The organism is Croceibacterium salegens (assembly GCF_009827435.1).
GTDB lineage: Bacteria > Pseudomonadota > Alphaproteobacteria > Sphingomonadales > Sphingomonadaceae > Croceibacterium_B > Croceibacterium_B salegens.
The window spans coordinates 60,317-73,418 of the sequence record NZ_WTYM01000032.1 but is presented as its reverse complement, the minus strand read 5'-3'; the positions used below and the strand labels follow the sequence as shown (position 1 = coordinate 73,418).

General features: G+C 66.8%; 13 protein-coding genes. 6 read left to right on the top strand and 7 right to left on the bottom strand.

Translation table 11 applies throughout. From position 1 onward, the window contains the following. Nucleotides 1-4: 4 nt before the first annotated feature. Genes ubiB through GRI89_RS05895 form a run of 3 tightly spaced genes read left to right on the top strand, consistent with a single transcriptional unit; the run spans nucleotide 5 to nucleotide 3,793 of the window. Complete coding sequence (gene ubiB, locus GRI89_RS05905) at nucleotides 5-1,567, top strand: 2-polyprenylphenol 6-hydroxylase (RefSeq protein WP_328598111.1); 1,563 nt, start codon at nucleotides 5-7, stop codon at nucleotides 1,565-1,567. 1 nt (nucleotide 1,568) lies between these two features. Next, complete coding sequence (locus GRI89_RS05900) at nucleotides 1,569-2,657, top strand: hypothetical protein (protein ID WP_159793176.1); 1,089 nt, start codon at nucleotides 1,569-1,571, stop codon at nucleotides 2,655-2,657. Continuing rightward, nucleotides 2,633-3,793, top strand: a complete 1,161-nt coding sequence (locus tag GRI89_RS05895) for a hypothetical protein (RefSeq protein ID WP_235912822.1) — start codon at nucleotides 2,633-2,635, stop codon at nucleotides 3,791-3,793. Before GRI89_RS05900 ends, GRI89_RS05895 begins: the two co-directional genes overlap by 25 nt. Here GRI89_RS05895 and GRI89_RS05890 read toward each other — a convergent pair. Further along, nucleotides 3,735-4,133, bottom strand: a complete 399-nt coding sequence (locus tag GRI89_RS05890) for a hypothetical protein (RefSeq protein WP_159793172.1) — start codon at nucleotides 4,131-4,133, stop codon at nucleotides 3,735-3,737. The genes GRI89_RS05895 and GRI89_RS05890 overlap by 59 nt on opposite strands. Before the next feature lie 153 nt (nucleotides 4,134-4,286). Here GRI89_RS05890 and GRI89_RS05885 point away from each other — a divergent pair, with 153 nt between their 5' ends. The 3 genes from GRI89_RS05885 to GRI89_RS05875 are packed head-to-tail and all read left to right on the top strand — an operon-like array spanning nucleotide 4,287 to nucleotide 6,888. Continuing rightward, the gene (locus tag GRI89_RS05885; protein ID WP_159793170.1) at nucleotides 4,287-5,942 is read left to right on the top strand and encodes a bifunctional phosphopantothenoylcysteine decarboxylase/phosphopantothenate synthase; all 1,656 of its coding nucleotides are present in this window, start codon (nucleotides 4,287-4,289) and stop codon (nucleotides 5,940-5,942) included. Continuing rightward, complete coding sequence (gene dut / locus GRI89_RS05880) at nucleotides 5,929-6,396, top strand: dUTP diphosphatase (protein ID WP_159793168.1); 468 nt, start codon at nucleotides 5,929-5,931, stop codon at nucleotides 6,394-6,396. The genes GRI89_RS05885 and dut overlap by 14 nt, the downstream gene beginning before the upstream one ends. Nucleotides 6,397-6,402: 6 nt before the next feature. Then, a complete protein-coding gene (locus GRI89_RS05875; protein WP_235912821.1) occupies nucleotides 6,403-6,888 on the top strand; it encodes a hypothetical protein in 486 nt (161 codons plus the stop codon). Here the strand turns inward: GRI89_RS05875 and GRI89_RS05870 are convergent. From GRI89_RS05870 to secB, 6 genes are all read right to left on the bottom strand, one after another. Beyond that, on the bottom strand, nucleotides 6,857-7,807 hold the full coding sequence (locus GRI89_RS05870) for an alpha/beta hydrolase (protein WP_159793164.1): 951 nt from the start codon (nucleotides 7,805-7,807) through the stop codon (nucleotides 6,857-6,859). The two genes, GRI89_RS05875 and GRI89_RS05870, sit on opposite strands and share 32 nt — an antisense overlap. Nucleotides 7,808-7,846: 39 nt before the next feature. After that, nucleotides 7,847-8,692: a DUF2306 domain-containing protein gene (locus tag GRI89_RS05865; RefSeq protein ID WP_159793162.1), complete on the bottom strand. Its 846-nt coding sequence runs from the start codon at nucleotides 8,690-8,692 to the stop codon at nucleotides 7,847-7,849. Between the two features lie 92 nt (nucleotides 8,693-8,784). Then, entirely contained in the window at nucleotides 8,785-9,495 is a 711-nt protein-coding gene (locus tag GRI89_RS05860; RefSeq protein ID WP_159793160.1) for a DUF4136 domain-containing protein, read from the bottom strand. Nucleotides 9,496-9,645: 150 nt separating this feature from the next. Beyond that, a complete protein-coding gene (gene trpS, locus GRI89_RS05855) occupies nucleotides 9,646-10,665 on the bottom strand; it encodes a tryptophan--tRNA ligase (RefSeq protein ID WP_159793220.1) in 1,020 nt (339 codons plus the stop codon). 194 nt (nucleotides 10,666-10,859) lie between these two features. After that, complete coding sequence (murJ, locus tag GRI89_RS05850) at nucleotides 10,860-12,473, bottom strand: murein biosynthesis integral membrane protein MurJ (protein ID WP_159793159.1); 1,614 nt, start codon at nucleotides 12,471-12,473, stop codon at nucleotides 10,860-10,862. Between the two features lie 28 nt (nucleotides 12,474-12,501). Beyond that, complete coding sequence (gene secB, locus GRI89_RS05845) at nucleotides 12,502-13,032, bottom strand: protein-export chaperone SecB (protein ID WP_159793157.1); 531 nt, start codon at nucleotides 13,030-13,032, stop codon at nucleotides 12,502-12,504. Nucleotides 13,033-13,102 lie beyond the last annotated feature (70 nt).

Sequence of the window (13,102 nt, the reverse complement as noted above, 5' to 3'; positions counted from 1 at the left end):
CACGGTGACCCGTCCGGCGACCCATATCTGGCGCCTTTTCTGGTGGGGCGTTACTGCCGCGCGCCATCGTGCGCTCGTTGGGATTGAAGTCGATCCCAACACGCCCGTGCCAGTCAAGCGCATGGCCAAAGCGGCGCGCTGGCTTTCTCTGACGGGCAAGTCGGGTGAACCGGACTACGCCGCCGCGTTCCAGAAGATCGGCCCCGCGGCGATCAAGCTGGGCCAGTCGCTCGCCACACGGCCCGACCTTGTGGGCGAGGACGCGGCGCGCAATCTCCTGAGCCTGCAGGACAGCCTGCCGCCGGTCCCCTTCGCGGCGATCGAGGCCGAGATCGCGCGCAGTTTCGACGCGCCTGTCGCCACCCTGTTCAGCCATATCGACCCGGTCCCGGTAGGCTCGGCCTCGATCGCGCAAGTCCACCGGGCGACGACGACCGAAGGCCGGGACGTGGCGGTCAAGGTCCTCCGCCCGGGCATCCGCGAGCGGCTGGCGAAGGACATCGCAACCTACGAATGGGCTGCGGCGCATCTCGAGGAACTGGGCGGCGAGGCCCGCCGGCTGCGCCCGGCGCTGACCATCGCCAACTTCAAGCGCTGGACCAATCGCGAGCTCGACCTGCGCCGCGAGGCTGCCTCGGCTTCCGAACTGGCCGAAGGCATGAAGGGCTTCGAGGGGTACTGCATCCCCTCGATCGACTGGGACCGGACCAACGGCCGGGTAATGACCATCGAGTGGATCGACGGGATCAAGATTTCCGACGTCGAGGCGCTCAAGGCCGCCGGGCACGACCTGCCGTCGCTCGCCCGGCGCCTCGTCCTCGCCTTCCTCACACAGGCGATCAGCGCCGGATTCTTCCACGCCGACATGCACCAGGGGAACCTGTTCGTGCGTCCCGACGGAACCATCGTCGCCATCGACTTCGGCATCATGGGGCGGATCGACCGGCGGGCCCGGCAGTGGCTCGCGGAGATCCTCTACGGGCTGACCACCGGCAATTACCGCCGCGTCGCCGAAATTCATTTCGAGGCGCAGTACGTGCCGAGCTACCACTCGGTCGACGAGTTCGCGACGGCCTTGCGTGCGGTCGGCGAACCGATGCGCGGCAAGCCGGTGAGCGAGCTTTCGGTCGGGCAGATGCTCGACGGACTCTTCGCCATCACCCGCGACTTCGACATGCAGACCCAGCCGCACCTGCTGCTGCTGCAGAAGACCATGGTCATGGTCGAGGGCATTGCCACCCAGCTCCACCCGCAGATCAACATGTGGGACGTTTCCGCGCCCTATGTAAAGAGCTGGATCCGCGACGAGCTTGGCCCGGAGGCGGCGCTGGCCGACCGGATTCGCGAGGACTTCCACACGCTGCTGCGCCTGCCCGCGCTGGTGCGCCGGCTGGAGGATCAGTTCCCGCCCAAGGGCGGTGCGCCCGAACCGCCGCCGCTGCCCGAGATCGAGCTGGTGTGGGAACGCCGGCCGGGTATGGGCCGCCGCTGGCTAGGGTACCTCGGCGCGGCGATTGCCGGCGGGGTGCTGGTGTGGATCGCCAGCGTGGCGGGTTGGCTGGGATAGCATGGAGCCGGGGGGAACGCCGCAGTGGCACCGTTTCGCGCACTGGCCGCGCGGCGCAGCCCGTGCGGCGCTGGCGGCAATCGTCGTGCTGTTGCTGTGGGCGTTCCTCTCCGCCCCCCTGCCGCTGCCGCAGACGCCGGTCAATGGCGCGAATCGCACGGCATCAGCAGTTACTGCCAAGCGCGACACCGACCTTGCACTCTACGACCGGGTTTCGGAGCGCGTCGTGGCCGGCGATCCCTACTACAAGGCCGCGGTCGAGGAGCAGCGCGCGCGCAACTTCCCGGTGCGGCCTGCCGTCGCCGTGCGGCTGCCGACGCTCGCGTTCCTGACCGGGCTCATGGGCGGCGAGGCCGAAGGGGTGATCCTGCTGCTCGCGGTGATCGCCGCGGCCACCTGGTACGTGCGGCTGGCGGCGGAGCCGGGAGGCGATCCGCGCAAGGTCATCGGCGTCGCCTGCCTGATCATCGGCATGGCTTCGGGCCTCAACCCCAAATACCTCGTGCTGCATGAGGTCTGGGCCGGGCTGCTGGTGGCGCTGGCGATCGGCGTGCACCGGCCGGGCAAGTGGGGCTGGGCCCTGCTTGCCGCCGGGGGGGCGCTGGCGATCCGCGAGCATGTGCTGCCTTTCGTCCTGCTGCTCGGCGCAATGGCCGCATGGCGCCGCGACTGGCGCGAGGCCGGAGCGTGGGGAGCGCTGGTGCTGGCCTTCCTCGGCTACATGGCGTGGCATTTCTCAAAGGTCGATCCGCTGCTCCTGCCGGGAGACCGGCCGTCCGATGGCTGGCTCGCTCTGCGCGGGATGCGCGGGCTCACCGGCAACGTGGTCGAGACCAGCCCGCTGCAGTTCCTTCCGGCGCTCATCGCCGCTCCGCTGGCGCTGCTGCCGCTGGTCGGATGGACGGGGTGGAAAAGCCCGCTCGGCACCTTCTGCACCCTGCTGTGCGCAGGCTATGGGCTGTTCTTCATGATCGCGGGCCGTGACAACAACTTCTATTGGGCGCTGGTGGTGACGCCGGTCTGGTTCGCGGGCCTTGCGTTCCTGCCGCTGACGCTCGGCTCGCTGTGGCGGCGCGCCTTCGCCAGATGATCCGGTTGCCCGACATCGTTGGCTGGTGGGAAGGGCTCGATCGCCCGCTTCGCCGGCTGCCTGCGATTGCAGCGGCGGCGCTGCTCGCCCTGACGGTCGTCGCCTGCGTGTGGAGCGTTTCTGCGGAGGAAACCTATGGCAAGCAGGCGCAGGCCAGCAACAAGAAGAAGCTGAAGAGCGGGGCGCGCCGCGACTTCGACCTCTACGAGACGATCTACCGGCGCGTGGGCAACGGCGAGAGCTACTACGTTGTCGCGCTCGATGAGCAGCGCCATTCGAGATACCCGACCAAGCCCTTCGTCACGGTGCGTCCGCCGACGCTGGCATGGAGCTCGACCATCCTGGGCCTCGCCGGCCTGCGCGTGATCGCTGCGCTGCTCTGGGCGACGACCGCGATGGGGCTCTACTTCGGACTGCGCGGCAAGGTCAGGAGTGCCGAGCAGATCGGCATCGGCCTGTTTTCGCTGGCGATGGGGGCCGTGGCGCTGATCCCGAAGGTCGGGCTGAGCCCGGAAATCATGGCGGGACTGTTCGTCTCGGCTGCGCTGGCGACCTATCGCCGCGAGCGTTGGTGGCCCTCGCTGCTGCTTGCCTGCTGCGGGCTGGCGATTCGCGAACTGGCGCTGGCCTATTTTCTGCTTTGGGGCGCACTCGCCGTAAGCCAGGCGCGCTGGCGCGAGGCGGCGGCGGTCGGCGCGGCGGTCGCAGTGTTCGCCATCGGCATGTATTTCCACGCCCAGGCGGTGATCGCGCACCAGTTGCCGACCGACATCGTCTCGGATGGCTGGACCGCGCACCAGGGTCTCAACCTCGCGCTGCACGGGATCGTCCTCGTCAGCCTGCTGTCGGCGCTGCCCGGCTGGCTGGGTCCGCCGCTGGCCGTGCTGCCACTGCTCGGATGGGCCGCGCTCGGCGGACGGCTCGGACTGGTCGCGACGTGCTGGTTCGCCGGAATCCTCACCGCGGTCGCGCTTTTTGCGCGGATCGACAACTTCTACTGGGTGGCGCTGATCTTCCCGATCTACGGCGCCGGGCTGGCGCTCGTCCCGCGCGCGCTCGGCGACCTTGTCGCCGCGCTCAGATCGTTTCGTGGCCGACGGCCCGATGCGGCAGCATCTGGCTCGACAGGACACTGAGGACGACCACGCTCGCTTCGACCAGCATCGGTTGCCAGAAGCCCGGATATGTGCCGTCGGCAAAGAAGCTGACCAGCCGCCCGGTAAAGGCGATTCCGAACAGCGCGGCAGGGACCAGCAGCAGTTCGCCGTTGCGTTGCCAGGCACCGAAGGCCAGCGCCAGCCCGCCGACGATGAAGAACGCCGTCATGTCGGCGCGCATCACCGCCAGGCTCTGCGTTCCGCTCGGCAGCAGGCCGAGGCTGGCGCCCGAGCTTTCGGGCGTGAGCAGAAAGCCGATGCCCATGAAGGTGAAGACAATGCCGCCGATCATGGCGAGAGCGGTTAGGACGAAGCGCATCGGATTTCCCCGTATTCCAAGTTTGCAGACATTGCCTGAAAGACTAGTGCTAGGCAAAAGTTAACCACCCTGAGGCAAGGCTGGCCTCGCGTCGGGCGGATCATTAGGGTTCGTCCGATAGTTGGGGCCTTACAGAGGGATACCTAGGCAGGCATGGCAGGGCCACGCATTCTTCTTGTCGTGGGCGGAGGTATAGCCGCCTACAAGAGCTGCGAACTCGTCCGCCTTATCAGGAAGGGCGGAGGCGACGTGACCTGCGTGCTCACCGACGGTGGCGCGCAATTCGTCACGCCGATGAGCCTTGCCGCGCTCTCGGGCAACCAGGTCCATTCGAGCCTGTGGGACCTCAAGGACGAGGCCGAAATCGGCCATATCCAGCTCTCGCGCGCGGCCGATCTCGTGGTCGTCTGCCCGGCGACCGCCGACTTGCTCGCCAAGATGGCCGCCGGCATCGCCGACGACCTTGGCACCACGCTGATTCTCGCCACCGACAAGCCGGTGCTGGCGGTGCCGGGGATGAACGTGAAGATGTGGGAGCACGAGGCGACGCAGCGCAATGTCGCCTTGTTGCGCGAAGCCGGCGTTACCGTGCTCGATCCCGACGAGGGCGAGATGGCCTGTGGCGAATACGGCCCGGGCCGCCTGCCCGAGCCCGAAGCCGTGTGGCTGGAAATCGCCGATGCGCTGGGCCTCGACCCGGGCGATGCCGGCCCGAAGGAAATCGCCGACTACCTCGAGGCGCTCGAACCGGAGGAAGAGCCGGAAGCCGAGCACGAGGAAGAACACAAGAAGGGCGGACTCGGCGGCCTGCTCGCCTCGATCATTCCGCGCTCGACCCCGCGCAAGATCGCGGACGAAGAAGTCATCTACCACGACCTGCCGATGGAAGACCTGCCGGCAGAGGACGTGGTCGACGCCGAGCCCGATCTCGATCACCCGCTGTTCGCCAAGAAGGGCAAGGCCAAGGCCGCGCCGCCGACCGACCGCGAGGCGATCAACCACGAGGTCAACGCCAACCAGGTCGCGCCAGAGCCAACTGTCGGCGAACCCACCGCCGTGCCCGTAGCGCCCCCGCCGCCCGCGCCAGCCGCGCCGGTCGAGATCGTCGACGACCCGCTCGAAGGGCAGGGCGATTTCGACGTCGCTCCCGATCATCGCCCGCTCCACGGCAAGCACGTGCTGGTCACCGCCGGGCCGACATGGGAAGGGCTCGACCCGGTTCGTTACATCACCAACCGTTCGAGCGGGAAGCAGGGCTTCGCCATCGCCGCCGCGGCCGCCGCGCTGGGTGCGCGAGTCACGCTGGTTGCCGGCCCGGTGCACCTCGCCACGCCGCTCGGGGTCGACCGGATCGACGTCGAGAGCGCCGACGAGATGCAGAAGGCGGTCAAGAAAGCGCTTCCCGCCGATGCCGCGGTGCTTGTCGCCGCGGTGTCCGACTGGCGCACGCGCGAATATTCGGACCACAAGATCAAAAAGCGCGGCGATGCGCCCCCCGCGCTGCTGCTGCAGGAAAATCCCGACATCCTCGTCAACCTCGCCGCCGAAAAGAAGCGGCCCAAGGTGCTGATCGGCTTCGCCGCCGAAACCGACGACCTGATCGCCAACGCCAAGAAAAAGCGCAAGAACAAGGGCGCCGACTGGATCGTCGCCAACGACGTATCGGGCGGCCGGGGCAAGAGCGTGATGGGCGGCGACGAAAACCACGTCACCATCGTTACCGAGAAGGGTGAAGAAGAGTGGGACCCGATGAGCAAGAAGGACGTCGCGCTCAAACTGATGCAGAAAGTGGCCGATGAGCTTGCCTGAACGGGTGCCGGTACGAGTTCGGCGCCTTCCCCACGGTGAGGGGCTTTCGCTCCCGGCCTACGCGACCGACGGCGCTGCCGGGATGGACGTGCTTTCTGCCGAGGATGTGGAGATTGCGCCGGGTGCCCGACATGCGGTTGCCACCGGCCTCGCGATGGCCATTGCGCCGGGTTACGAAATCCAGGTCCGCCCGCGCTCGGGCCTCGCGCTCAAGCACGGGATTTCGGTGCCCAACACGCCGGGTACGATCGATTCCGACTATCGCGGCGAATTGAAGGTTATCCTCATCAACCACGGCGCCGAGCCCTTCGCGATCGCCCGTGGCGACCGGGTGGCGCAGCTTGTCCTCGCCCCGGTGACGCTGGCGGCGTGGGACGAGGTCGAGGAACTCGATGACACCGCGCGCGGCACCGGCGGCTTCGGCTCGACCGGCGGCCACGCGAAGCTGGGCTAACGGTCGATGAAAGCCCGGGAGTGGACGAAACTGGCACTCCTGGCGGCGCTTTCAGCCTGCGCAGCGACACCGGCGCCTGTGAGCGAGGAAGCGGTCAAGGTCTCGCAGCGGCATGCCTATGCAATCTGCGCTGGATCCTGTCCCGAGCACGACCTCCAGGTCCGCGCGGACGGCCGGATCGACGTGCATCGCATCGACTTCGATGGGACCGACGCATACGAAACCTTCACTGTGGCGCCCAGCCGCGCGGTGGAATTCGCCACCTCCTTGCGAAACTTGCGCTCCTCCGCGGCGGACGAGGCATCCTGCCATTCCTCAGACACGGCGGCGGACCAGGACATGCGTCGTGACGTTACCGAACTGGCGGTAACATGGGTTTCGTCACACGTTGACCATTTCGAAGGATGCCTGACGCCCGCGCGGCTCAATACGCTGCGCGAAGCCTATCGCGCGCTGGGCCTCACTGCGGACGCGGAGAGATTATCCCGTTGAGCTTGAGCCAGGCCACCAGCGCGGTGGCCAGCGTCTTGTCCTCGCTGCCGAGCGACAGGCCTTCAGTGAAGTGGTTGTGGTCGGGCAGGTCGATGAACTCGGGGCAGCGCTCGGGCTGTTCGCACAGCCAGTCGCGGGCGTTGAGGCCGAACGTACGCATCGGCTCGATGTCGTACTGGGCGACGCCGATGAACAGCGGAACATGGCTCATCCGCAAGCGCTCGACCTGCGGAACGGCGGTTTGAAGCGCTTCATCCGCACCATAATAGACGTGCGGCTGGGCCGGATCGGCCTGCGGCGCGTAGAACGGCGAAAGCAGCACGGCGCCCTTCACCCCGGCGAGTTCGCTGCCGTGAAACTCGTTGTGTCCGACGTAATCCGCGACGTGGTTGGCCCCGGCGGAATGGCCGAACAGCACGATGCGGTCGGGATCGCCGCCGTATCCGGCAATGTGTTCGCGGACCCAGGCAAGCGCGGACTTGAGGTCCTCGGAGCCCGCCGGCCAGGAGCTCAGGGGGGCGAGGCGATAGTCGATGCTGACCCCGATCATCCCCTCGTGCACCGCCCAGCCGGGGATGTTGTCGGGATAGGGCATCCCCTCGCGCCGCCCGCCGCGAAACCCGCCACCGTGGACGAACAGCAGGACCGGGCGCCGGGCATCGTCCTCCGCCGCGCCGTCGGGCAGGTAGACGTCGAGCACCTGCGCCGAATCGCTGCCGTAGGCGATGCCGCGGGTGACGGTCATGCCGTTCCAGTAGGACGGGTCGAAACGCCCGACCCACGGGCTGTAGCCGATTGCCGGATCCATCATCGCCCCTAGCGCACGGGTCTTCTCGGCGATGTCCGGCGGCACCTGCGCGGCGGCAGGGGCAGTGAGGGCGAGGGCGGCTAAGGCTGCGGCAAGTTTCAGGTTTTTCATGTCCCGACCGGACTGGCCATGGCCGAGCGGGAAATCAAGTCATGCCCACCAGCCGAGACGCCAAAGGATCGCGACGCCCCAGCTTCGCGTGGTGAAGAAATAGGCCGCCAGCACCAGGAAGGCGGTCACTCCGGCAATCACGCCGCTTGCGCCCCACTTCATTGCTGCCGAACTGCGCGGCGCGGTCGAGCGGATCGCCAGTTCCGCCACCAGCAGGTTGGGCAGGTAGAACCAGAAATCCATGAAATAGTCGAAAGGCCCGTGGAAATCGGCGGTATGGCCGGCCTTGCCGAAGAGCAGAAACCAGAAGCCGTAGTCCATCCGGTAGAGCCACGAACCGACGGCGAGGGCGAACAGCCGGATCGCCCAGGCCCGGTGACGCTGCAGCCTTCGGGCCATGGCGTGGCGAAGGGTTTCCGCGCCGCACACCACCATCGCCGCGCCGTACAGCGCAAAGGCGATCGACATCGGCAGACCCCCGACCGTCCCGCGCAAGGCGATGAAGGTCAGGCCGCCGATGCCTGTCAGGATTGCGCTGGCGACATAGGTCCGGCCCACCCAGTGATGGAAGCGCGGCCAGCGCGTCCGCACCCCAGCGATGAGTTGCAGCGGCCCGAGCAGCAGGAGCACCGCGCCGAGCATGAAATGCACGCCGATACCCATGTTCGCCGCCGGGCTGCCCTGCGCTTCGTAAAGCCGGGGCAGGACCGAGTTCCAGTCTTGCATCGTGCCGGCGGGAACGGCGCCGACGTAGTAGGCGAGGATGTAGGCTCCGAATATCGCGCCGCTCAGCCACGCCGTGGCGGTCAAGGCGACGAGCGACCAGCGCAACGCCTGGTCTGCTGCGGGCCGGGCGCGCGGAGCTATTGCGACGATCGTTGCCATCGGGGGTTCCTATCCGCGCCGTGCCGTCGGGCAAACGAAAAAGGGCGGGCCGCCGCCGGCCCGCCCTTCGTCTATGTGACTTTTCACCCGACCTATTTGGGTTGTACCGGCTGGTCCTCGGGCGCGATCGAGATGCGCATCGTCTTGCCAGAATCGCCGGGGAAGTCGGTGAACATCGCCTCGACCAGGTTGGGCACGAGGTATTGCAGCCGGTTCGAGGTCGAGAGCGCCTGCGCCTTGCCTTCGAACAGTCGCTTGCCGGCTGCGTCGTCGATCTTCAGCGAGATGCCGCTGGTGTAGACGGTGTAGCTTTCGGTCCCGCCATCGAACCAGGGATCGTAGAAGCCGTAGCCCCACGGGCGGGTCGGGACGTAACTGACCCGGGTGCGGCCCTGACGGTCGCGGAAGACGATCGGCTGGTAATCGTACCAGCCGCTATAAAAGGGGTCGCGATAGCCATAGGCGAAGGGGCTGCGGTCGATCCGTTCGCGGCCGTTGTCGACTCCGTAGTCGAAGCGCACCAGCAGGTTCGCTTCCTGCGGCGAGGCAGCATCGGTGTAGCCGAGTTCCCTGAGATTCTGCGCGACATAGCCGGCATACTGCGCGAACTCGAGGCCACCGGCGAGCGCCGGGTCATCGGCGACGATGGCGAAGCTCTGGCCCTGCGGCGCGGGCAGTTGCGCTTGGAAACGCGAGACGTCGGCATTGAACGGCGCGGCACAGGCGGCCAGCCCGGCCAGCGCCAGCGCCAGCGAGGCGGCGGCGATCTTCAGTTTGCGCAGCGAAAACGAAACGGGCGACATGATCGAGGTACTCCACAGGCTCGGCTCACGGCGCGCCTCCTGAGTCGCGGCGCACTGCTGCCGACTATGACAACACCATAGCTATGACGCCCTGAACCGGGATTGAACATCCGGTACGGCAAAAACCACCGATTTCAGGAGCTTTTCGCCTCAGCCCCGCACAAGACCGAGCGCCGCGTATGCGCGCGAAAGCGTCGGCCCGCTCATGTCTCGTGCCCGGGCCGCGCCCCGCGCGAGGATGGCGTCGAGCAGTTCGCGGTCGGCGCGCAGTTCGTTGAAGCGTGCAGTGATCGGCGAGAGCGTCTCGACCATCAATTCGCCTAGCGCCGGCTTGAATGTACCGAACCCGGCGCCGCCGTATTCGGCCAGCACTTCGTCCACGCTCTTCCCGCTGAAGGCGCCGTAGATCGCCACGAGGTTCTTTGCCTCCGGCCGATCTTCCAGCCCCGCTGCTTCGGGCGGCAAGGGCTCGGGATCGGTCTTGGCCTTCTTGACCTTCTTCATGATGGTGTCGGCATCGTCGGACAGGTTGATCCGGCTCATGTCGGAGGGATCCGACTTGCTCATCTTCGACGTGCCGTCGCGCAGGCTCATGATCCGCGCCGCTTCGGGCGGGATGTAGGGCTCGGGCAGGGTGAAGACCGGGTCGTCTTCGGATGCGAAGTCGTTGTTGAACTTCTGCGCGATGTCGCGCGCCAGTTCGAGGTGCTGCTTCTGGTCCTCGCCCACCGGAACGTGGGTCGCCTGGTAGAGCAGCACGTCGGCTGCCTGCAGTACCGGGTAGGTGAACAGCGCGATGCTCGCGCCCTCACGGTTCTTGCCCGACTTGTCCTTGAACTGGGTCATGCGCGACAGCCAGCCCATCCGCGCGGTGCCCGACAGCAGCCATTGAAGCTCGGCATGGGCCGGAACCTGCGCCTGGTTGAAAAGGACAGTCTTGGACGTGTCGAGACCGCAGGCGACCAGCGTGGCGACGAGCTCGAGCGTCGAGTTGTGCAACTCGACCGGGTCGTGCGGCATGGAGATGGCGTGCAGGTCGGCGATGAAGATGAAGCATTCGCCGTTTGCGGCAAGCGCATCGTCCTGAAGCTTCACGTAGTTGCGGATGGCGCCGAGGTAGTTGCCGAGGTGGGGCTTGCCGGTGGGCTGAATGCCGGAAACAACGCGCATGGAAATGGCCTTCATGAAATTGGGAAAACGGGGATGCGAACTGCCCGCGGGATCCGGGCAGCAAGGATCAAGCCTGGCCGAGCCATCGCCAGGCCGCCCGGCCGCGGACCGCAAAGCGGGGCGGCGCGCATGTCACGAGGGCAGGCATCCGTTCCATCGGACGGCCCTTACCATAATCGCCTGCGAGGGAAACCCTACTCGGAGAGATCGACCGGAGCCGCCGGGCGCTTGCGCCTGAGCTGGGCGATGAGATCCTTGTCGAGCGCCCCAAGGAGGTAGGCCGCGCCGAAGAAGCTCACGCCTCCCGCCACAACCAGCGCTGCAAGCGAGAAGACGCGCTCCCCGGCATGGCCCGACCAGTACGGTTCGAGCGACGGAGTCAGCCAGTAGAGCACCGCGCCCATGATCGCGGTTGCGGCAAGCTGGCGGACGATGCGGCCGGCCAGCTTGGCGGTGAAGTGGTACCAGCCGCGCAACTGCAGGATCGTGTAGAGCGTCGCGACGTTCAGGGTGGCCGTGATGGCCGTTGCCGCGGCAAGTCCGACAATGCCGTAGCGCGGCACGACGTAGAAATTGAGCGCGATGTTGATCGCGAGCGCGCCGGCGGCGACAAACACTGGGGTGCGCGTATCCTCGCGGCTGAAGAAGGCCGGCTGGAACACCTTGATGAGCACGTATGCAGGAAGTCCGCAGACCAGCGCGACGACGATCTGGCCCATGATTGCGGTGTCTTCGAGCCGCATCTTGCCGCCTTGGAAGATGCCGGTGGTGAAGGCCTCGGCGCAGACGATCAGCGCCACCGCGGCGGGCAGGCACAGCAGCATGGCGATCTCGATCGCGTTCGACTGCAGGCGCTGCGCTTCCGACTTGTTGTCGCTCTGGATGTGCCGCGCCAGCATCGGCAGGATCGCGGTACCAAGCGCGATGCCGAAGATGCCCAGCGGCATCTGGTTGAGGCGGTCGGCATACTTGAGCAGCGAGAGCGAGCCCTGCGGCAGGCTGGTGGCGAAGAAGGTGTCGACCAGCTGGCTGACCTGGTAGATGCCCGCGCCGAAAGTGGCGGGGAGGATCAGCATTCCGAGACGCTTGACCTCTGGTGTGAACTTCGGGGCGGAAATCTTCAGGCGGACACCCGCACGGCGGCTCGCCCAGGCCATGTAGGCGAGCTGCACAACGCCCGAGAGGGCAAGCGAAATCGCCAGTGCCCAGGCGACGATGCGGTCGTCGCCATGCTCGCCGCGTAGCACCCAGCCGATGATTATACCGGCGATCATCACGAGGTTGAGGAACACCGGCACGAAGGCCCCGGGGGCAAATTTGGAGCGCGCGTTGAGTACGCCCGAGAGCATCGCCACGAGGCTGATCAGGCCAAGGTAGGGGAATGTCACCCGGCTGAGCAGGACGGATAGCTCGAACTTGCCCGGTACCTCCTGATATTCGCGCGCCAGCAGCCAGACGATGCCGGGCATGAAGATCATGCACAGCGCGGAAAAGCCCAGCAGGACCCAGACGAACACCGACAGCACATCGCCGGCGAAGGCGTCGGCCTCTTCCTGGCGGCGAGCCACGTCCTCCTCGCCCTCGGCACCGTGCAGGCGACGGGTGTACATCGGCACGAAGGCGACGCTGAACGCGCCCTCGGCGAAGAGCCGGCGAAAGGTGTTGGGCAGGGTGAAGGCGAGCTGCCAGGCGTCGGCCGCGAGACCGGCACCCAGCGCGCGCGAAATCAGCATGTCGCGGGCAAAGCCGAAGATCCGGCTCACCGCGGTGAGACCGCCGATCGTGCCGACGTTGCGGACGAGGCTCATCGGCCCCTGCCTGCGCGCGCAGTGAGGCTCAGTTGGCCTCGCCTCCGGTGATCGATCCTTCACCGCTGAAGCCGGCTTCGCCGCGTTGCTGGAGTTGCTGGATGTAGAGGCCCTGGAAGTCGATCGGGTCGAGCATCAGAGGGGCGAAACCGGCATTGCGGACCGCATCGGCGATCACCGCACGGGCGAACGGGAACAGGAAGCGAGGCGCTTCGGCGTAGGAGAACATGTGCTTCTGGTCGTCGGGCATGTTGCGCATGCCGACGAGTCCGCAATAGGACAGCTCGACGATGTAGGCGGTGCCTTGCGCGGTCTTGGCGGTGCAGGAAATCTTCAGTTCGACTTCGGTGACTTCGTCGTTCACCGGGTTGGCGCCGATGTTGAACTGCACGTCGAGCTCGGGCGCTTCGTTCCACTGAAAGCTTTCCGGGGCCTTCGGGTTTTCGACCGAGAGATCCTTCACGTACTGCGAGATGATGCCCGCCGTGGGAGCGGTGTCGGCACCATTGGCGCCAGCGCCGGGATTGAGATCGGTCAGGACGTCGCCTTCGTCGGCCATGGGAACTGCTCTTTCACTTGAATGTCTATAAGATTGGCGGCGCGCCTAGCAGCCGCGTGGCCGCGCCGCA